This window comes from Nocardia wallacei (assembly GCF_029868745.1).
Classification (GTDB): domain Bacteria; phylum Actinomycetota; class Actinomycetes; order Mycobacteriales; family Mycobacteriaceae; genus Nocardia; species Nocardia wallacei_B.
This window is the reverse complement of the sequence record NZ_JARWOP010000235.1, coordinates 74983-93264: the sequence shown is the minus strand read 5'-3', so window position 1 is coordinate 93264 and position 18282 is coordinate 74983. Positions and strand designations below refer to the sequence as shown.

The following is an 18282-nucleotide window of genomic DNA, read 5'->3' as shown; positions in this document are numbered from 1 at the left end:
GTCGCGCCGTGGGGGCGTCCGCGGGGTGTCATCCCCCCGGGGTGACGGGTTTGGCGGGGGGGGGGGTCATCGCCCCCGCGGGCGACCCCGGGCGCCCCGGGGGGGGGCGCCGACGGCTCCGTCCAACTGTGGGATACCAGGACCGGCGAGCGACTTGGCGAACCGCTCACCGGCCACACGGGCGCGGTCGTCGCGATGTCGTTCGATCGAGACGGTGCGATCCTCGCGACCGGTGGCCTCGATGGCAGCGTGCGACTGTGGGACGCGGCGCTCGGTCAGCCACGCGGCGTGCCGCTCGCCGGTCATTCGGGCGCGATTCGCGCGGTGGCGTTCGGTCCGGGCGGCGTCGTCGCGACTGGGGGCAACGATCGAACGGCGCGGCTGTGGGACGGGCGGTCGGGACTGCCGCGTGGCAAACCATTGGCCGGGCATACGGGGCAGGTCTGGTCGGTGGCCTTCACGCCCGACGGGGCGACAGTCGCGACCGCCGATGCAGACGAACGCGCGGTGCGGCTGTGGAATACCGCGACCGGCGACCAGCGCGGGGCCCCGCTCGCCGGCCAACTCGGTCGCGTCGGCGCCGTCGCGATCAGCCGGGACGGGGCGACCCTGGCCAGCGGCGGCGGCTTCGACGGAACCATCCAACTGTGGGACGTCGCCACCGCCGAGCCGCGCGGCACGGCGTTGACCGGACACCGTGGTCCGATCGCAGCACTCGCGTTCAGCCCGGACGGGACGACTCTGGCCAGCGGCGGAGTCGATGGGACGGTCCGATTCTGGGACCCGGCGAGTGGTCAGCCCAAGCTCGGGCCGCTCGACAGTCACGACGGATCAGTGTGGTCGGTGGCCTACAGCCCTGACGGTACGACTTTGGCCAGCGCCAACGACGCGGGCACGATCCGGCTGTGGGCCACGCGCACCGGCGAACTTGTCGGCGCGCCGCTCGCCGGGCACAACAAGCCAGTGCGGGCGGTCGCGTATAGCCCCGACGGCGCGACCCTCGTCAGTGGCGGCGACGACGGCCGCGCGCGTTTGTGGGACGCACGTACTGGAACTCCGCTCGGGATTCCGTTGAGTGGGCACGCCAAGGAAAGTCTGCTCACGGCCGTTGCGAGCATTCTCGCGGTCGCGTTCAGCCCCGATGGCACGACGCTGGTGACCGGCAGCGACGACGCGACGGCGCTGCTGTGGAACGTGGCGGCCTACTCGGGCGACCCGATCGATACTGCCTGCCGCCAGGCTGGCCGGGACCTCACCGATGCCGAGCGCGCCACATTCCTTTCAGGTCGGGAAGCTCTCCGTATCTGTCCGTAGCCAGGGAATTCAAACCGCTCCTGGCGCGGGCCTCGCCCGGCGTGGAGTCATGGGCACAGTTGTTGGTGTGGCATTCCGGGGGCGAGGCGTTTCCATTCGGCTGGGTTGAATCCGGGTCCGGCTGCCGAGCAGGCGAGGTCGGTGGCGTGGGCGACGATTCCGGTCAGGTCGCTGGTGTTCCAGAGGATTGCGGTGGTGTCCCGGCCGGCGGTGGCCAGGGTCGCGCCGGTTCGGTCGAACGTCACTGCGGCCACGTCGGAGCCGTGCCCGGATAGGGTTGCCACCAGTGCGGGGCGAGTGAGGTCGCCGACATCCCACAGCAGGGGCATGCTGCCCGCGGTGGCGAGTGTGTGCCCGTCCGGGCTGAATGCCAGATCGTCGAGGATGCCGGCGGCTGCCGTCCCGACACGGTGTGGCTGCCGTGGCCGGGAGACGTCCACCAGCATCAGGGTGGTCTCCCGGGCGTGGTCGTAACTTTCGCGTTGCTGTTTGGCGCCGGCGGCCGCCAGGACCGTGCCGTCCGGGTTGAAAGCGAGAGCCTCCGCGCCGGAAGCGTTGTCCAGGTGGGCGAGTTCTTCCGGTGCCGCGCGGTCGGACACGTCCCACAACCGCAGGCCACAGACCTCACCGACGGCGACAGTGTGTCCGTCCGGGCTGAATGCCACGGTGCTCGCGCCCCCGCACTGGCCGAGTTCGTAGCGGCGATCGGGCCGCGCCGGGTCGGTGACGTCCCAGACGAGTACCTGTCCGCCGACCGCGCCGATCAGCCCGCTCGCTGTGACCAGGGTCGTGTTGTCGCGGCTGAACGCGAGGTCGTTCAGTTCGGACGATTTTGGCAGGTCACCAGCCTTTTCCGCCGACTTCGTGCCGGTGACGCGCCAGAGACTGACTGTCCCGTCCTTGCTCGCGGTAGCGAGCAGTTCGCCGTTCGGGCTGAATTCCACGGCGCGGACGTCGTCGGCGTGTGGGAGTTCGGCGAACCGGCGCGGGTGCTGCGGGTCGGCGAGGTCCCAGAGCGCGGCCGTGTTGTCCATGCTCGCTGTCGCCAGCACCCGATCATCGGCCGGGCTGAACGCGACCCTCGCCAGCGAGTTGCGATGCCCCTGTGCGGTCCCGATGGCAGCGGGCCGGGTGTGTCCGGCGACTCGCCACCGGTTGGTCGCGCCGTCAGTGCCCGAGGTGAACACCGTCTCGCCGTCCGCGGTGAAGTTCAGGTGCCGTACCTCGCCGCGCTGGCCCTCGAAGGTGGCCAGCCGGGGTGGATCGCCGGGTGCTGCGAGATCCCACAGGAAGGCCACGCCGTCGGCACCTCCGGTGACCAGTGTGCGACTGTCCGGGCTGAACGCCGCGCTGGCCACCTGCGCCGCGTGTCCGCGCAGCGTCGTCCGCCGGGTGGGTTCCGCACGGTGGTGGTAGTCCCACACCACCGCGGTCCCGTCGCCGCCGCCGGTGACGAGGAACCGCCCGTCGGGGCTGAAGGCCACCGCGTGGACGGCGCCGCCGACATGGCCACCCACGGTGATCGGCGTGTGGCTCGGATCGGTGACGTCCCACAGGGTGGTGCCGGAATGGCCCTTGTCGCCGGCCAAACGGTTCCCGCCGGAAATCAACGCCAGCGTGTGGCCGTCCGGCGCGAAGGCGAGCCGGGCGACCCCGCCGGTGTCGGGCAGCACGTTTGCTGGGGCTGGTGTGTCCCGGTCGGTGATGTTCCAGGTCGCGACCGAATTATCCGCGCCGAGGGCCAGAATCGGCAGATGCGGGCTGAACGCGAGCCCGTTGACCCACCTCCCAGGTATCCGGCCGCGGGCGCGGAGGCCGCCGGGAGCATCCAGGTCCCACAGTGTGGTGGCCTCCCGGTCGGCGACTGCCAGCGTGTGCCCGTTCGTGTCCAGGGCCAGGCGTGGCGGGGCGAACTGCCGGTATTCCGGGAGGGTGCGGATGGGCTGCCAGCGCGCGGGGTCCGTCGAGTCCCATAGCGTCACCTGATACCGGTAGTCCGGGCTGTCCGGCACCCGCCCCACCCAGGTGCTGGTGACCGCGACCCGGCCGTCGGCGCTCATCGCGAAGTCGTCGAGATTGTCGCCGTACACCGCCGGTGTTCCGGCGAAATGGGTCTCCATCAGAGTGTTGACCAGGCCGGTACGGGCTTCCGGGGTCGGATCCACCGTCAATGCCGCCAGACTCGACAGCAGCGACGTACGCGGGTCGTCGGCTCGTCGGCTGTCCGCCTCCGCCACGAATGCCCTGCCGGTGGCGATGCGACGCTGTCGCTCGGCGAGCGACCCCTGATGCACGGCTTCATTGCGCTGCACGACGACCAGCACGGTCGCCAGCACCGCGAGCACAATGAACGCGGACAGCACCATCATCCGGATCCGCTGCGCCCGGCGCTGCGCCCGCAGATCCTCGCGTTCCAGCGACGCCGCCTCCAGCCCGCTGACCGGTGCCGCGAGGCGGACTATCGCGCGGCGGAACGCCGCACTGCGCACCGGCATCCGCCGCGCTGTGCGTAAATCGACCCAGCTCGGCTCGTCGGTCAGCCAGTCCCGCAGCAGCGTCGGTAGGGCAGTGGTGCGTTTCCAGTCGATCCGCCCGCTCCGGGTGACGATCTCGCCGCCGGTCAGCACGATCAGGAAGGGATCGGTCCTGTCCCTGTGCTCCATCCAGCGTTCGATTTCGAAGCGAACCCCGTCCGACTCGGCCGACGCCGGGGAAGCCAGCAGCACGAAACACCGCGACCTGCGGACCGCATCCTCGAGCGAGCCCCACAACGTCTGGGTCGCCATCAGGTTCTTCTCGTCCCAGAACACCTTGGGTTCGGCCGCGCCGTCCACCCGGCGCACCACCGCACGCAGGTCACGGTGGATCGCGCCGGCCAATCGGCGGTCGGTTGTACTGCGATAGGAAAGGAAAGCGTCGTACTGGACGTCGCTGCCCACAACAATGCACCCCCGCATCTGCGCACCGCCGATGTCCGCACAGTGTCGGTGAATACTCAGATAAGGCTCGTCGATCGAAACCGGTTGGAGAGCAAGATATATCGGCAGGCTACGATGACGCCAGCTTGCCGGTGCGTTCTGTCTGGTTCGGGGGCTGCAGCAGTTCGCGAAGCCCTGGTATCGCCCCAGCCCGCCTCCCCTTTCGCGATCGGCCGCACAGCAATGTAGAGCTTCGGTCGACCGGACACACCCGAATCTGGTAGATCTACGTAAATGTCAAGTAGCGGATGGGATTTGGTGCGGCCCGAAGACTATCCCGGCCTGTTCCAGGCAGCCGACCAAGCCTCGACCCACGGACAGAAATCCTACCTACGAGCACTCCGACTGCAACTGTCGCTCGCTGTTCTCGCCGCCGCGTCGGCCGCCTTCACGGTCCGAATCGGTGACTCGCGCACCGACATTGCCGCCGTGATCACCGCACTTGCGTTCGTCTGCGCGCTTGCGGTCGACGTCGCAGTACTGCAACGAGCGCCCGGCAAATCCTGGTACGAAGGCCGCGCTCTGGCCGAATCGGTCAAAACCCTGTCCTGGCGCTACGCGATCGCAGCACAACCATTCCCGCGGACCATGCCCGACGACGAAGCTGACAAGGTGTTCGTGGACCGGGTCAGCCTGATCCAACGCGACCTGCCTGCCGTCGCGATTCAACCGACCACAGCACCCGCAATCACCGATCGCATGCGCCGCCTCCGACACGCGCCACTGAACGAACGACGCGAAGCGTATCTACACCACCGCATAACCGACCAGCAATTCTGGTACGCGACCAAAGCCCAGTACCACCGTCGCCGAGCCGGACGCCTGCAGGCGCTAGTGCTCATGTTCGAAGTAGTCGGCGTGGCTGGGGCACTGGCAAAAGCGTTCGGAGTGGTCGACTTCGACCTGGCCGGAATCATCGCCGCCACCGTGGCCGCTCTGGCCGCTTGGTCGACAGCACGCCAGCACTCGTCCACAGCAACCGCGTATGTCATTGCGTCACACGAACTCAGCGTCATCAGCGAACTACTCCGCAACCAACAAGACGAACAGCGCTGGGCAACCGCCGCCGGCGACGCAGAGGAGGCCATCAGCCGCGAACACACCCTTTGGCGCGCTTCACACGCCGGGATATGAACGATCCGCAACTTCTCTAACGTATCGCCACCGGCGACGCTCCTAGCGCAACGCCCAACACCCACGCCAACGTTCGTCGCCGGCCCTTCGCACTTGTTCGGCATCACCGTTGGCTTCGTCGGCGAGCACGAACGGCCAGCGCCGGCGCGGCGAGGCCGCCGATCACCAGGCGTACTACGCCCACTCCCGCAACAAGTCGCGCACCTGGTGCTCGATGGAAACATGCGGCAATCAGGCCAAGGCTCGCGCATTCCGCCGGAGGCACTGGCCTTCAGGCGGTTTCGTGCCATGAACGGTCTCTCAGCGGGTGAAGGCGGTGGCGTGGTCGGCGGCCCAGGTGGCGAAATCGAGGGCGGGGCGGCCGAGCAGGTCGGCGACCGTCGTCGTGGTCGATCCTGCGGCGCGGGCGTAGTCGGCCAGCGAGCCGAGCAGCCGGTCCGGGACGTCATCCGGTAGGCCCTGCGCCGTCATGGCGGCGCGGACCTGCTCGGGCGTGAGTTCGGCGAAGGACAGGTGGCGGTTGAGGGCCGCACCCAGAAGGCGCACCTTGTCGTATTGGGTGAGTGCGGCAGGGCCGGTGAGGACGTAGTGGCGGCCGTGGTGGTCGTCCTCGGTCAGGGCGCGGACGGCGACGGCGGCGATGTCACGTTCGTGGATGGGTGAGGTGGCGGCCTTTCCGTAGGCGCCGCGCACCACGTCACCGGTTCGCAATTGCGGCGCCCAGGCCAGCGCGTTCGCGTGGAAGTCGCTGCAGCGCAATGAGCTCCAACGCAGTCCCGACGCTTCGGCCGCGTGCTCCAGCGCCCGGAACCCGGCTATGAACCGCGGCTCACCGGCGGGGAACTCGACCGTGGCGGCCGAGATCGCGACTACCCGGCGTACCCCGTGATCTGCTGCGGCCGCGAGTATTTCGGTTGCCGTCCCGAGCGCGGCACGAGAGCTCAGCAGCACTGCCTCCGCGCCGTCCCACGTCGCGTCCGGAAGGCGGGGTATCGATGGATCACCCTGTACGACAACGGTTCCCGGTGGAAACTGCGCCGTCCGGTCGTTCCGGGTCACGGCAGTGACACCGGCGCCGCCCGCGCGCAGCCGACTGACCACTTCCCGGCCCACGATGCCGGTGGCTCCGATGATGACGAACATGACATGACCTCTCCGCTGTCCGGCGGCCCGCCTCGGGCATCTCTCCGGATTTCATAATATATGAGAATCATATCATTCGGTCCGAGTCGCCGGCGCGGTGTTGATTCCACTCCTCGGCCCATCGGGTGAGGGGTTGCAGATGGTCGATCAGGCGGGTGCCGAGGGGGGTCAGGGCGTAGCCGTTGTCGTGCGTGATCAAGCCGGCCTCGGTGAGTTCTTGGAGGCGGCGGGTCAGGACGCTGGAGGAGATGTCGCCGCAGGCGGTGCGGAGTTCGCGGAAGGTCGGCGGGTGTTCGGCTCGGTGGAGTTCCCAGAGCACGCGGAGTACCCAGCGGCGGCCGATCAGGTCGAACAGGGCCATGATCGGGCGGCCGGTGGTGGAGCCGCGGACCGGTCGTCCCGGGGTGGGGAGGTCGGCGGCCACGGCTATGCCGCGGGTTCGGGCAGGGGCGAATCCTCCAGCCGCCGTGCCATTGTCGCGATCGCCGCGCGTAAGACTCGGTACGGCCGCAGGAACAAGGTCACGTGGTGCAGCTTGCCGTCCGCATCGCGTTCCTCGCGGATGACGCCCTGCAGGTTCTCCCCGCCGGCCCGTGCGGTGAAAGCGAACATCCGGTCCCCGTCGCCGGGCCAGACCGAGGACCGATCGACCCCGTCCAGCACCGTCGCGATCACGCTCAGCATGTGTGCGACGTTCGCGCGCCCGTGATAGTCGGCGACCGGGCTGGAGAACACCGCCCCCTCTGCTAATACGGTGGCCAGCGGTCCGGCATCACCGGACCGCCACGTTTCGAGAACAACACTGTCATGCATGCCTCTATAATAGAGGCACCTTGCTCAGCGGAGCCAGAGAAAGTGGTGGACGACGCCGCTCGGACTGGGGATCTTCTCGATGTGGAAGCGGTCGGCGAGTTCGTCCGGGCTCTTCCGGAGTTGTTCTCGGTCGCGTCAGTCGCGGGTGGCGCGCTTGTGGCGGCGGTGGCTGGTATCGCAGAGGGGGTAGGTGCGCGAGCGGCGGCACATGCAGACCGCGACGACGAAGCGGTCGCAGTGGATGGTGGCGCCGTCGTCGGTCACCAGGTCCACGGGGCCCTCGATCAGGGCGGGCCCGTCCTTGGTGAGCGTGACGCGCCTGCTCTCAGAGTGCGGTTCGGTCGGCACGGATCACCACCAGTTCCTCGTGTCGCCGGCCGGGCTCGATCAACCCGACCGCTTCCAGCCAGGAGGCGCGGGCGTGCAGCACGGGACCGAACTCGTTCGGCTCGCGCGCCGCGACCGCCGCCTTCAGCCCGCCGTCGCGCAGCAGGCGCATCGTCTCGTCCGGATCGCACAGCGCGGAATGCACGATCAGCGCCGTCCCGCGCCGGTTCAACAGGCCGGGCATCATCCGGCACAGCGGATCGAGCAGCGCCCGGCCGTTCGGACCGGCCTCCCAGGCCCGCGCGGCGCCGTGCGCGGCGGACGGCTCCGGCCCCGGCACGTACGGCGGATTCGCCAGCACGGTATCGAATCGGCGGTTCCGCAGTACTCGATCGAACTCGCCGTGCAGCAGTTCCAGCCGCCCACCGCGCAGGCGGCTGTTGACCCAAGCGGACAGCAGCGCCGAGCGGGAAACATCCACGGCGGTAACCTTTTTCGCGCCCAGCCGCAGTGCTTCCACCGCGACGGCGCCGGTCCCGGTGCACACGTCGAGCACCTCCGCGTCGCGCGGCATCGCGGCCGCCGCCATGGCTCGCATGAGCAGTCTCGTATCTGCCCGTGGCCGGTAGACACCCGGTGCGCGGAAGAAGATCATGGTCGATGGATAACCCCGATCCGGGCGGTCAATCCGCCGGAACCGCTTCGGTGCCGCGCAGTGAACTCCGCCCGGCCTGCCAGCTGTCGAGCAGTTGCCGATCGATCCGGTTCTCGAGCAGATCGGTCGCCTGGATGCCGAAGACCACCGACTCCGTGAGCGCCGGTTCCCGCTCGAGCAGGTCGCCGATCACGTCGCGGCGCATGACCTGTTCGTGGACGGCGTCGGCCTCGACGTGCTCGGCGTAGAACCGCACGCACGCCGGATCCGCCCGCAACCTCTCCAGGGTCTCCACCATGCGCCGCGACGCGGGCGGCGAGGTGATCTCGACCGTCGCGAAGTGCCCGACCAGCGCGCCGCGCAGCGCCCGGTGCAGGCCGAACAGCGACATCATGTTCACCAGGGCCAGCATCGGCGCGGGGGTGGCATCCAGGTAGTGCAGGTATCCGGAATTCAGCCCGGCGCCGTCGAGCAGATCGGCGAACAGCTGAGCGTGCACGCGCTCACCGCGGCCGCCGCCGAACTCGTCGAATTCCACGGCCACCAGCGCCGCCTTGGCCTGCCCCCGCAGTCGCGGGATCACCCACGCGTACGGGTCTGCCTCCTTGAGGTGGTAGATCGAGCGGTGCACGAAGTACTCCCGCACCTGCCACCATTCGCCCTGATCGCGCAGGAACGCGCCGACGCCGGTCGCCTCGACGGGCTCGGTCACCAGCTGTTCCAGCTCGGCGGCCAGGTCCGACCCGCCGCTCACGTCCCCGCGCAGTGCGGTCGAGAAGCGCTCCTCGAGCCGCGCCCGCAGCCGCAGCAAATCCGGATCCCACTCCCAGGCCGGGTCCACCGCCTCGAAGCCGTGGTAGTGCAGTTCGTAACAGACGTGCAGCGCCAGGTGCAGGTCCTCGCCGTACGGGTCGGCGCCGGAGACATCGGGCTCGGTCCACCCGGTGACGCCGCGCAGCATGTCGAGGACGACGCCGGACAGCTCTCCGCGCGGTGCGGGCAGCGCCGGGGCGATGGGGTCGGTATGGGAAGTCACGACTGTCGAATACCCCGAACGGCGACCGCAATCGTGGTGCGGGCCACCGGCGGGCGGGTCGGTTCGAACCGGATTCGGCGGGTATGCGCGTTGGTGAAGGGAGTGTGATCAACCATGGACCACGTCTACAACCGGCGGGAATCGATTCGCGCCCTCGACTACACGGGCGCCGCCACCACGAGGACCGGCCGCTCGGACGACCGTGACTCGGCCGGATTCCCCGACGACGCGCGCACGTCACGCAACCATGCCGGAGAAGGCCTGGAGGACGGCTACAACGTGCCCGGAATTGTGCTGTGCGCGTTGGGGATCGTTGCCATGGCACTGGCGCTGACCGCCGCCGGATACGGCTTCGCGGGCTGGGCCGTGGTCGCCGGGGTGGTGGCGGCGGTATGCGCGATCACGGGTGTGACCTGGCTGCTGCTCGAGCACCGGCGGGTCAAGGCCAAGGAGGGCTTGGCCCTGAGCGACCAGCAGGGCCACTGACGTCGGAATCGCCGTAGCAGTCTGGAGGAGCACATGGGCGAAGGCCATCGGATCACCGGGGTCCGCGCGGCGGCGATACTGGCCGATCTCGGATTCACGGCGGTGGCGTCGGGCGTGATCGCCCGGCGGCGGGCGGTGATGGGTGCGCTCGAACGCGTGCAGGCCGATCGCCGGACCGTCGGGCGGATCCGGCAGTTGCGCGAGGAATACGGGTCGGGGCCGGTGGAACTGGTGATTCCGGGGCGGCGGTTCGTCATCGTGCTCGATCCCGAGGATGTCGCGACGGTGCTGGCGGGCGCCCCGACGCCGTTCCATCCGGCCAATCGGGAGAAGCGCGCGGCGCTGCGCCAGTTCCAGCCGCACGGCGTGCTGGTGTCCGACGAACCGGTGCGCGAGGAGCGCCGGGCGTTCAACGAGGCGGCGCTCGACACCGCCTCTCCGATGCACCGGCTGGCGGGCCCGTTCGCCGCGGTCGTGGCCGAGGAGGCGAACGAGATCGTCGACTCCGCCCTGCGGCGCGGGCATTTGGATGCGGCGCACTTCACCACCGCATGGTGGCGGCTCGTCCGGCGGATCACGCTCGGCGACCCGGCCCGCGACGACGACGCGATCACCGACGAGCTGTGGCGGCTGCGCTCGGCCGCGAACTGGTCGTTCCTGGTGCCGCCGCGGCGACGGCGTCGCGAACGGTTCTTCGATCGGCTGGAGCGGTATGTCGAGAACGCCGCCCCCGACAGTCTGGCCGGGACGGTGGCCCGTCTGCCGGGCGCCGGCGCCGTCGACCCGGTCGGCCAGATCCCGCACTGGCTGTTCGCCTTCGATGCCGCCGGAATGGCACTGAGCAGGGCGTTGGCCGTGCTGGCGACCCATCCGAGCCAGCACGCCCGCGCGGTGTCGGACGCCGTCGATCCCGAACACCTCGGCCTGCGGCAGTACCTGCGCGCGTGCGTGCTGGAGTCGGTGCGGCTGTGGCCGACGACCCCCATGATCCTGCGGGAGGTGACGGCGGCGGCGACCTGGCGGGCCGGTGCCGAACTGTTCGTGACGGCACCGGGCGCCGCACTGCTCATCACCGTCCCGGCCTTCCATCGCGACCCGGACCTGCTGCCGTTCGCGAACGAGTTCGTGCCCGAGATCTGGCTGGACGGCCGCGCCGAGCAGTATCCGCAACTGGTCCCGTTCAGCGCGGGGCCCGCCGGGTGTCCCGGGCAGAATCTGGTCCTGTTCACCACCAGCGCACTGCTGGCCCATCTGCTGACGGCACTGGATTTCCGGCTGCGCTCACACCCCCGCCCGGGCCCCGAAGCCCCACTTCCGCTGACATTCAACAACTTCGGGCTCGACTTCGCCGTCATGCGAACGGCCGCTCGAGTCCCGTAGGCACTGGGTACGCCCCCGTGATTGGTGGGCCGGTTCCCGGGTATCCGGCCGACAGCGCCCCCGGACGACCCGACACGGACAGGAGAGGCGATGGCTGAGCAACAAGTGGGCGACCACATCGTGCAGCGGCTGCGAGAGTGGGGGGTCGAGCAGGTCTTCGGCTACCCCGGTGACGGGATCAACGGGCTGGTGGCCGCCTTCGGCCGGGCCGCGGACAATCCGGCGTTCATCCAGGCCCGGCACGAGGAGATGGCCGCGTTCCAGGCCACCGGTTACGCCAAGTTCAGCGGGAAGGTCGGGGTGTGCACGGCCACCTCCGGTCCCGGCGCCATCCACCTGCTGAACGGGTTGTACGACGCGAAACTGGACCACGTGCCGGTGGTGGCGATCGTCGGTCAGACGGCCCGCAGCGCCATGGGCGGCAGCTACCAGCAGGAAGTCGATCTGCAAAGCCTCTACAAGGATGTCGCGAGCGACTATCTGGTGGAGGTGAATGTCCCCGCGCAGCTCCCCAACGCGCTCGACCGCGCGATCCGCGTCGCGATGACCCGGCGCGCGCCGACCGCGATCATCGTGCCCGCCGATCTGCAGGAGCAGCCGTACGAGCCGCCGGCGCACGAGTTCAAGCAGGTGCCCTCGAGCGCGCCGGGACCGGTCCACCCGGGCACGGTGCTGCCCCCGGCCGAGGAGGTCCGCCGCGCGGCCGAGATCATCGACGCCGGATCCAAGGTGGCGATCCTGGTCGGGCAGGGCGCCAGGGGAGCGGCGGCGGAGATCACCGAACTCGCCGAGCGCACCGGCGCCGGTGTCGCGAAGGCCCTGCTGGGCAAGGATGTGCTGCCCGACGACCTGCCGTTCGTCACCGGCCCGATCGGGCTGCTCGGCAGCCGCCCGAGCTACGAGCTGATGCGCGATTGCGACACGCTGCTCATCATCGGGTCGAACTTCCCCTATTCCCAGTTCCTGCCCGACTTCCGGCAGGCCCGCGCCGTCGAGATCGACATCGACGGCGCCTTCATCGGCATGCGCTACCCGACCGAGGTGAACTTGATCGGCGACGCCAAAGCTACTGTCGCCCAGCTGATTTCACTGGTGCAGCGGAAGCAGGACCGGTCCTGGCGGGAGACGATCGAAAAGAATGTGCAGCGCTGGTGGGAGGTCGTGGAGCGGCAATCGATGCTCGAGGCGCACCCGGTGAATCCGATGCGGGTGGTCTGGGAGTTGTCGCAGCGAATTCCCGAGAACGCCATCGTGACAGCGGATTCCGGCTCGTCCACCAACTGGTACGCGCGGTGCCTGCGGATGCGCGGCGAGATGCGCGGCTCGCTGTCGGGCACGCTCGCCACCATGGGGCCCGCCGTGCCGTATGCGATCGGCGCCAAATTCGCCCATCCGGATCGGCCCGCGATCGCGCTGGCCGGTGACGGCGCCATGCAGATGAACGGCATGGCCGAACTGCTCACCATCGCCCGCTACCGGGACCGGTGGAGCGACCCGCGCCTGATCGTCTGCGTCTTCCACAACAACGACCTGAACCAGGTCACCTGGGAGTTGCGGGCGATGGGCGGCGCGCCGAAATTCGAAGAGTCCCAGACTCTTCCGGATGTCTCCTACGCCGATATCGCGCGCTGCGCCGGCTTCACCGCGATCTCCGTCGACAACCCGGACCAGCTCGGGGACGCCTGGGACCGCGCCTTCGCAGCCGACGGTCCCGTGCTGCTCGACGTCCGGTGCGATCCGGAGATGCCGCCGATCCCGCCGCACGCCACCTGGGATCAGCTGAAGGACACCGCCTCGGCGCTGCTGCACGGCGATCCCGACGCGTTGCACCTGGTGGCGCAGGGCGCGAAAGCCAAAGTCCAGGAATTCATTCCGTGACGAACACTGGAGGTGTGAGATGCCCAAGGAATGGACCGCGAAACAGGAACGCGAATACGAGCACATCAAGGATTCCGAGCAGAGCCGGGGCGCGAGTACCCGCCGGTCCAAGGAGATCGCGGCGCGCACGGTGAACAAGAACCGCGCCCAGTCCGGACAGTCGCGCACGGCGAGCAAGTCGAGTGTGCGGGACAAATCCCCGCAGCGCCGCGGCGGGCAGCGGTCGCACAGCGGCCCCGGCGGACCGACCCGCGACCAGCTCTACAACGAGGCGCGGCAGCGTGGTATCTCGGGCCGTTCCAAGATGACGAAGAAGGAGCTGGCCTCGGCGCTCGGGAAGTAGCCGAACCGGCCCGTCTGGTGAGTGCGACTCGAGGTCGAGATGGTACGCGACATTTCGATGGTGCGGCGCGCCTGGCGGCTCGCACCGTGGGCGCGAAATCCGATGCTGCGCGGGGTCGACCGGGTGGAGGGCTGGATCCGGCTGCTGGCGGCGGTGGTGGTCCTGCTGGCGATCCCGGCCTCGATACCCGCGGGTGTCGACGGCTACACCGCCGCGGTCGCGCGCATCGAATCGGAGAATGCCGCGAAGGTGACGGTGCCTGCGGTGGTCATCACGGACCCGGTCCGGGTGCCCGCCACCGACCGGGTGACCGTGGACCGAATGCAGGCCGAGGCGCGGTGGAACCACGAGGGCCGCACGGGTGAGGCGCCGGTCGATGTGGCCGGAACCGCGAAGCGCGGCGATCGGATCGAACTGTGGCTGGGGCCCGACGGCCGCCCCACCACCGATCCCGTCGCGGCCGACGCGGCGATCGGCCAGGGCATCGGCCTCGGTCTACTCACCTTTGCGGGAATCGCCACGGCCACAGGCGTTGTGGTGTGGCTGAGCGGCCGACTGCTCGATCGTCGACGCAGCGCCGCGTGGGAACACGAGTGGAAAGAGGTGAGCCCGGCCCTCGGTTCGTAACCCGGCGACCCCGCTCACCAGCGATGGGAGGGACGGGTGGGCCGTGGTGGACTACCGCGCATGGGCACCTCCTACATCGACTACCGCGACGGCGGCTTCTGGTGTCGCGACGAGTCCGCGGAGTTGTGGCTGCATCTGCTCTCGGCGGAAATCGACGCCGACCCGGACCGCCCCGTCTGGCTGGCGGAGGCCGGCGTCGAGTGGCGGAGGCAGGCGAGTGTCACCGGGAGCGTCCGGCCCGCGCTGGACAAGTATCTCGGCAGCGATCCCGGCCGGGTGGCGACCGTGGTGGAGTTGTCCGAGCGCGTGCGTGACCGCCTGCACGGATGGACGCCCGCGATCCCGCAGGAGGTCGTGAACGGCTGGGGGACCGGCGGTGGGGCCACGCGCTACTGCCGCAACGTGGACACCGTGTGGTTGCTGCGCTTCGCCGAGGTCTTCGTCCGGCTGCTGCGCGGCGAACTCACCGCCGACCCGGATCCGACCACGGTGTACTGACGCACCCGAGTCCTGCCCCGGCTTCAGGACCCCGCGAGCGAGCGGGCGATGACCAGGCGCTGAATCTGGTTGGTGCCCTCGAAGATCTGGGTGATCTTGGCCTCGCGCATGTAGCGCTCCACCCGGAAGTCACGGGTGTAGCCGTAGCCGCCGAGCACCTGCACGGCGTCGGTGGTGACCTTCATGGCGGCGTCGGTGGCGACCAGCTTGGCCACGGAAGCGTTGCGGGAGTAGGGAAGTCCGGCGTCGCGGCGGCGGGCGGCGTCGAGATAGGTGGCGCGGGCGGAGTCGACCGCCGCGGCCATGTCCGCCAGCAGGAAGCCCAAGCCCTGATGGTCGATGATCCGGCGGCCGAACGCGGTGCGCTGCCGGGCGTAGTCGACCGCCTCGTCCAGGGCCGCCTGCGCCAGGCCGACCGCCACCGCCGCGATGCCGAGGCGGCCGGAATCCAGTGCGCTGAAAGCGATCTGGAGGCCCTGGCCCTCCGCGCCGATGCGGCGGTCGGCGTCGATCCGGGCGTCGTCGTAGTGGGCGCTGGTCGTGGGCACCGCGGACAGGCCCATCTTCTCCTCCGGCTTGCCGAAACTCAGTCCGGGAGTGTCCTTGTCGACGAGGAAGCAGGAGATGCCGCGCGAGCCCTCGCCGGTGCGGGCGAACAGTGTGTAGAAGTCGGCGCGGCCGCCGTGCGTGATCCACGCCTTGGTGCCGGTGACGCGGTAGCCGTCCGGGCCCGGGACCGCCTTGCAGGTCAGGGCCGCGGCATCGGATCCGGCCTGCGGCTCGGACAGGCTGTAGGCGCCGATCGTGGTACCGCCCAGCATGTCCGGCAGCCACCGCTGCCGCTGCTCCTCGGTGCCGAAGGCCAGCAGCGGATAGCAGGACAGGCTGTGCACGCTCACCGCCACGGCCACCGCCGCCCATCGCGCCGCGATCTCCTCGAGCACCTGGAGGTACACCTCGTAGGGTTGGTCGCCGCCGCCCCATTCGGCCGGGTACGGCAGGCTCAGCAGCCCGGCCTCACCCAGCGTCGCGAACACACCCTCGGGATAGGTCTCGGCCTTCTCGTGCGCGTCGACGATCGGCGCGAGCGTCTTGTCCGCGATATCGCGGGTCAGCTGGATCAGGTCCCGCGCTTCGGCGGTGGGCAGCAGGCGATCGACGGCCACGCGCGGCTCCTTGCTGGTCGAACGGCAGACAGTACCAGATTACCGCTCACGGTACTGTTCCGCCGGACGGTACCGCAAGCAGTACGTCAGTACTATCGCGGATATGGTCCAGCCCACCCGCGCCGAGTTCGCCACCCGGCGGCGCACCGAACTGTTCGACGCGTTGGTCGACCTGTTCCTGACCGAGGGCTTCGCGCATCTGACGCTCGGCGAGATCGCGGCGCGCCTGCGCTGCTCGAAATCCACGCTGTACACCCTCGCCGGGAGTAAGGAACAACTGGTGCGGGCGGCGACCGTGCACTTCTTCCGGCGCGCTACCGACGCGGTGGAGTCGCGGATCGCGGAAGTCGATGGGGCGCAACGGCGTATCGTCGCCTACCTGTCGGCGGTCGGCACCGAGCTGTCGGCCGCCTCCGAGCGGTTCATGACCGACCTGGACGCCTTCGCCCCGGCGCGCGCGGTGTACGAGAAGAACACCAGGATCGCCGCGCGCCGGGTGCGCGAGCTGATCACCGACGGCGTCGCCGCGGGCGAGTTCCGTGACGTCCACGCCGCCTTCGCCGCCGACCTGGCCGCCACCATGATGGTCCGCATCCAGCAGGGCGGCGTGCGCGCCGGCACCGGCATGGACGACGCGCACGCCTACCGGGAGCTGGCGGCGATCCTGACCGCGGGCATCAATTCCTGAGACCGGCGTCGTCGGCCGGGCGGTGGGTGATGTCGACGATCGGCAGCCGCAGCGCGGCCGGTGCGTCGGCGGGCACCACGGGGCGGTGCGGCGTGACGGGGCCGAGGCGGCGGTACGGCGCACCGAGTTCCGGGCGCGGGTCCGCCTCACCACGGTTGGGCCACAGCGACACCGCGCGTTCGGCCTGGGCGGTGATCGTCAGGGACGGATTCACGCCGAGGTTGGCCGAGATCGTCGAGCCGTCGATGACATGCAGCCCGGGGTGGCCGTACATGCGGTGGTACGGGTCGACAACGCCGCTGTCGGGTGAGTCGCCGATGACGCAGCCGCCGATGAAGTGCCCGGTCATGGGGATGCCGAACGGTGTGGTGATGCTTCCGGTGGGAATGCCGTCGATCTTCTCCGCGACCCGCCGGGCCACCTCGTGACCGGCCGGAATCCAGGTCGGGTTCGGTTGTCCCACACCCTGTTTGGTGGTCATGCGGCGGCGGCCGAACGCGCCGCGGCGGGTGTAGGTGGTGATGGAGTTGTCCACCGACTGCATGACCAGCAGCCCGATCATCCGTTCCGACCAGTGCCGCGGATTGAGGATCACGGGCAGATCCCTTCGGCCGCGGCGCAATTCGCGCAGCCACAGCCGGATCGGGGAGGTGTGGCCGTCCTCGTCGAACATCACCGTCGTCATCAGCGAGAGCACATTGCTGCCCTTGCCGTAGCGCACCGGTTCGATGTGGGTGTCGGGGTCGGGATGCACCGAGGAGGTGATGGCCACGCCCTTGGTGAAGTCGGTGGTCTTGTCGCGGCTGCGAACCGACAGCAGCTCTTCGGAATTGGTGCGCGACAGATACCCGAGCCGCGTTGAGATGCCCGGTAGCGACCCGGTATCGCGCAGGCGGTGCAGGAGTTTCTGGGTGCCCAGCGCGGCGGCGGAGAAGACCACCTGTTCGGCGGTGAAGGTTTTGCGCGCCTTACGGACCCAGCGGCCGGTGCGAACGGTCTCGATGGCGTATCCGCCGTCCGGAAGCGGCCGGACGTCGACCACCGTGGTGAGTGCATGCACTGTCGCGCCGGACTTCTCGGCCAGATACAGATAGTTCTTGACCAGAGTGTTCTTGGCGTTGTGGCGGCACCCGGTCATGCACTCGCCACAGTGGGTGCAGGCGCGGCGATCCGGGCCGACGCCACCGAAGAACGGATCGGGGATCTCTTGACCGGGCCGAACCCCGTTGCCGCCGAACAACACTCCGACCGGCGTGCTCCGATAGCCGGCGCCGACGCCCATGTCCTCGGCGACCTCCGCCAGCACCCGGTCGGCCGCGGTGGTGGCCGGGTTGATCGTCACGCCCAGCATCCGCTTGGCCTGGTCGTAGTGCGGGGCGAGTTCGGCGCGCCAATCGGTGATGTGCGCCCACTGCGGGTCCGCGAAGAACTTCTCCGGCGGTTCGTAGAGCGTGTTGGCGTACACCAGCGAGCCGCCGCCGACCCCCGCGCCGCTCATGATGAAGGTGTCCTTCAGTAGTGTCAGGCGCTGGATGCCGAAGCAGCCGAGTTTGGGCGCCCACAGGAAGCGCCGGGCGCGCCAAGAGGTCGCGGCGAACTCGTCGTCGGCGAAGCGGCGGCCGGCCTCGAGTACGCCGACCCGGTACCCCTTCTCGGTCAGGCGCAGCGCGGTGACGCTGCCGCCGAACCCGGACCCGATGACCACCACGTCGTAGTCGAACGCCATGTCCTGCCTTCCGTCGCCGGTACCACCCCACCTGGGACGTTAGCGAGGAAAGCGCCTCGGGTGGCACACAGCTGCGGCCAGGAAATCCGT

Annotated in this window: 19 protein-coding genes; 10 read left to right on the top strand and 9 right to left on the bottom strand. The window is 69.5% G+C overall.

All coding sequences use genetic code 11. From position 1 onward, the window contains the following. Nucleotides 1–126: 126 nt before the first annotated feature. Nucleotides 127–1314 carry a WD40 repeat domain-containing protein gene (locus tag QH470_RS20615; RefSeq protein WP_280274038.1) on the top strand — a complete coding sequence of 396 codons (1188 nt, stop codon included), beginning with the start codon at nucleotides 127–129 and terminating at the stop codon, nucleotides 1312–1314. 47 nt (nucleotides 1315–1361) lie between these two features. On the opposite strand, the gene QH470_RS20610 is transcribed toward QH470_RS20615, so the two are convergent. After that, complete coding sequence (locus tag QH470_RS20610; protein ID WP_280274035.1) at nucleotides 1362–4253, bottom strand: TIR domain-containing protein; 2892 nt, start codon at nucleotides 4251–4253, stop codon at nucleotides 1362–1364. Nucleotides 4254–4550: 297 nt separating this feature from the next. Between QH470_RS20610 and QH470_RS20605 the strand changes: the two genes are divergently transcribed. Together QH470_RS20605 and QH470_RS20600 are read left to right on the top strand one after the other, a co-directional pair. Continuing rightward, nucleotides 4551–5426 carry a DUF4231 domain-containing protein gene (locus QH470_RS20605; RefSeq protein WP_280274037.1) on the top strand — a complete coding sequence of 292 codons (876 nt, stop codon included), beginning with the start codon at nucleotides 4551–4553 and terminating at the stop codon, nucleotides 5424–5426. 109 nt (nucleotides 5427–5535) lie between these two features. Then, nucleotides 5536–5718, top strand: coding sequence for a CGNR zinc finger domain-containing protein (locus tag QH470_RS20600; protein ID WP_280274034.1), 183 nt, complete (start codon nucleotides 5536–5538; stop codon nucleotides 5716–5718). 8 nt (nucleotides 5719–5726) lie between these two features. Here the strand turns inward: QH470_RS20600 and QH470_RS20595 are convergent, their stop codons facing one another. From QH470_RS20595 to QH470_RS20565, 6 genes are all read right to left on the bottom strand, one after another. Beyond that, nucleotides 5727–6569, bottom strand: coding sequence for an NAD(P)H-binding protein (locus QH470_RS20595; RefSeq protein WP_280274033.1), 843 nt, complete (start codon nucleotides 6567–6569; stop codon nucleotides 5727–5729). Between the two features lie 67 nt (nucleotides 6570–6636). After that, on the bottom strand, nucleotides 6637–6993 hold the full coding sequence (locus tag QH470_RS20590; protein WP_280274032.1) for a winged helix-turn-helix transcriptional regulator: 357 nt from the start codon (nucleotides 6991–6993) through the stop codon (nucleotides 6637–6639). Between the two features lie 2 nt (nucleotides 6994–6995). Then, a complete protein-coding gene (locus tag QH470_RS20585) occupies nucleotides 6996–7382 on the bottom strand; it encodes a nuclear transport factor 2-like protein (RefSeq protein ID WP_280274031.1) in 387 nt (128 codons plus the stop codon). Between the two features lie 135 nt (nucleotides 7383–7517). Beyond that, nucleotides 7518–7730 (bottom strand): CDGSH iron-sulfur domain-containing protein, encoded by a 213-nt coding sequence (locus tag QH470_RS20575; protein ID WP_280274030.1) that lies wholly within the window; start codon nucleotides 7728–7730, stop codon nucleotides 7518–7520. After that, nucleotides 7708–8364 (bottom strand): HemK2/MTQ2 family protein methyltransferase, encoded by a 657-nt coding sequence (locus QH470_RS20570; RefSeq protein WP_280274029.1) that lies wholly within the window; start codon nucleotides 8362–8364, stop codon nucleotides 7708–7710. The genes QH470_RS20575 and QH470_RS20570 overlap by 23 nt, the downstream gene beginning before the upstream one ends. Nucleotides 8365–8392: 28 nt before the next feature. Then, nucleotides 8393–9400 carry an iron-containing redox enzyme family protein gene (locus tag QH470_RS20565; RefSeq protein ID WP_280274028.1) on the bottom strand — a complete coding sequence of 336 codons (1008 nt, stop codon included), beginning with the start codon at nucleotides 9398–9400 and terminating at the stop codon, nucleotides 8393–8395. 114 nt (nucleotides 9401–9514) lie between these two features. Here QH470_RS20565 and QH470_RS20560 point away from each other — a divergent pair, with 114 nt between their 5' ends. From QH470_RS20560 to QH470_RS20535, 6 genes are all read left to right on the top strand, one after another. Then, nucleotides 9515–9886: a hypothetical protein gene (locus tag QH470_RS20560; RefSeq protein ID WP_280274027.1), complete on the top strand. Its 372-nt coding sequence runs from the start codon at nucleotides 9515–9517 to the stop codon at nucleotides 9884–9886. A 33-nt stretch (nucleotides 9887–9919) separates the two neighbouring features. Next, nucleotides 9920–11266: a cytochrome P450 gene (locus QH470_RS20555; protein ID WP_280274026.1), complete on the top strand. Its 1347-nt coding sequence runs from the start codon at nucleotides 9920–9922 to the stop codon at nucleotides 11264–11266. 90 nt (nucleotides 11267–11356) lie between these two features. Then, a complete protein-coding gene (locus QH470_RS20550; RefSeq protein WP_280274025.1) occupies nucleotides 11357–13144 on the top strand; it encodes a thiamine pyrophosphate-requiring protein in 1788 nt (595 codons plus the stop codon). A 19-nt stretch (nucleotides 13145–13163) separates the two neighbouring features. Next, nucleotides 13164–13487 (top strand): plasmid stabilization protein, encoded by a 324-nt coding sequence (locus QH470_RS20545; protein ID WP_280274024.1) that lies wholly within the window; start codon nucleotides 13164–13166, stop codon nucleotides 13485–13487. A gap of 39 nt (nucleotides 13488–13526) precedes the next feature. After that, nucleotides 13527–14114 carry an Rv1733c family protein gene (locus QH470_RS20540; RefSeq protein WP_280274023.1) on the top strand — a complete coding sequence of 196 codons (588 nt, stop codon included), beginning with the start codon at nucleotides 13527–13529 and terminating at the stop codon, nucleotides 14112–14114. Nucleotides 14115–14174: 60 nt separating this feature from the next. Then, nucleotides 14175–14612 carry a hypothetical protein gene (locus QH470_RS20535; protein ID WP_280274022.1) on the top strand — a complete coding sequence of 146 codons (438 nt, stop codon included), beginning with the start codon at nucleotides 14175–14177 and terminating at the stop codon, nucleotides 14610–14612. A gap of 23 nt (nucleotides 14613–14635) precedes the next feature. Here the strand turns inward: QH470_RS20535 and QH470_RS20530 are convergent, their stop codons facing one another. Further along, nucleotides 14636–15778, bottom strand: coding sequence for an acyl-CoA dehydrogenase family protein (locus tag QH470_RS20530; RefSeq protein WP_280274021.1), 1143 nt, complete (start codon nucleotides 15776–15778; stop codon nucleotides 14636–14638). Between the two features lie 103 nt (nucleotides 15779–15881). On the opposite strand from QH470_RS20530, the gene QH470_RS20525 reads away from it, so the two are divergent. Then, nucleotides 15882–16466: a TetR/AcrR family transcriptional regulator gene (locus QH470_RS20525; protein ID WP_280274020.1), complete on the top strand. Its 585-nt coding sequence runs from the start codon at nucleotides 15882–15884 to the stop codon at nucleotides 16464–16466. Here QH470_RS20525 and QH470_RS20520 read toward each other — a convergent pair. After that, nucleotides 16456–18192: an FAD-dependent oxidoreductase gene (locus QH470_RS20520; protein WP_280274019.1), complete on the bottom strand. Its 1737-nt coding sequence runs from the start codon at nucleotides 18190–18192 to the stop codon at nucleotides 16456–16458. The genes QH470_RS20525 and QH470_RS20520 overlap by 11 nt on opposite strands. Nucleotides 18193–18282 lie beyond the last annotated feature (90 nt).

Coding starts and splice junctions, on each gene's coding strand:
- QH470_RS20595 (WP_280274033.1), bottom strand. CDS start 6,569: ATGTTCGTCATCATCGGAGCCACCGGCATCGTGGGCCGGGAAGTGGTC.
- QH470_RS20585 (WP_280274031.1), bottom strand. CDS start 7,382: ATGCATGACAGTGTTGTTCTCGAAACGTGGCGGTCCGGTGATGCCGGA.
- QH470_RS20570 (WP_280274029.1), bottom strand. CDS start 8,364: ATGATCTTCTTCCGCGCACCGGGTGTCTACCGGCCACGGGCAGATACG.
- QH470_RS20560 (WP_280274027.1), top strand. CDS start 9,515: ATGGACCACGTCTACAACCGGCGGGAATCGATTCGCGCCCTCGACTAC.
- QH470_RS20555 (WP_280274026.1), top strand. CDS start 9,920: ATGGGCGAAGGCCATCGGATCACCGGGGTCCGCGCGGCGGCGATACTG.
- QH470_RS20550 (WP_280274025.1), top strand. CDS start 11,357: ATGGCTGAGCAACAAGTGGGCGACCACATCGTGCAGCGGCTGCGAGAG.
- QH470_RS20545 (WP_280274024.1), top strand. CDS start 13,164: ATGCCCAAGGAATGGACCGCGAAACAGGAACGCGAATACGAGCACATC.
- QH470_RS20540 (WP_280274023.1), top strand. CDS start 13,527: ATGGTACGCGACATTTCGATGGTGCGGCGCGCCTGGCGGCTCGCACCG.
- QH470_RS20535 (WP_280274022.1), top strand. CDS start 14,175: ATGGGCACCTCCTACATCGACTACCGCGACGGCGGCTTCTGGTGTCGC.
- QH470_RS20525 (WP_280274020.1), top strand. CDS start 15,882: ATGGTCCAGCCCACCCGCGCCGAGTTCGCCACCCGGCGGCGCACCGAA.
- QH470_RS20520 (WP_280274019.1), bottom strand. CDS start 18,192: ATGGCGTTCGACTACGACGTGGTGGTCATCGGGTCCGGGTTCGGCGGC.